Origin of the sequence: Dyadobacter sp. 3J3 (genome assembly GCF_009801115.1) — a bacterium.
GTDB lineage: Bacteria > Bacteroidota > Bacteroidia > Cytophagales > Spirosomataceae > Dyadobacter.
This window is the reverse complement of sequence record NZ_VTOL01000051.1, coordinates 1-610: the sequence shown is the minus strand read 5'-3', so window position 1 is coordinate 610 and position 610 is coordinate 1. Positions and strand designations below refer to the sequence as shown.

Sequence of the window (610 nt, the reverse complement as noted above, 5' to 3'; positions counted from 1 at the left end):
GCCGCTCCGGTCGTAACAACGCCTGTAAATGTAACAGTTGGTCAGACTGCAACTTTAACAGCTACCGCTATTTCTGGTGCCACTTTAAACTGGTATGGAACCAGTATATCAGGCGGAACAGCATCTGCTACCGCGCCAACAGTTTCGACTGCGACGGTTGGTAGTACAACTTATTATGTTAGCCAAAGTGTAGGAACTTGTGAAAGTCCTCGTTCAGCCATTGTTGTAAATGTGGCTGCTGCACCATGTACAACACCCGCCGCTCCGGTCGTAACAACGCCTGTAAACGTAACAGTCGGTCAGACTGCAACTTTAATAGCAACCGCTATTTCCGGCGCCACTTTAAACTGGTATGGAACAAGTATAACAGGCGGAACAGCATCTGCCACCGCGCCAACAGTTTCTACCGCGACGGTTGGTAGTACAACTTATTATGTTAGCCAAAGTGTAGGAACTTGTGAAAGTCCCCGTTCAGCGATAGTCGTAAATGTGGCTGCTGCACCATGTACAACACCCGCCGCTCCGGTTGTAACAACGCCTGTAAATGTAACAGTCGGTCAGAGTGCAACTTTAACAGCAACCGCTATTTCCGGCGCCACTTTAAACTGGT

The 610-nt window shown here is 48.9% G+C and carries 1 pseudogene; it reads left to right on the top strand.

The annotated features are described in order from the left end of the window. A pseudogene (locus FZF08_RS31450) lies at positions 1–610 on the top strand (hypothetical protein); the annotation flags it as partial.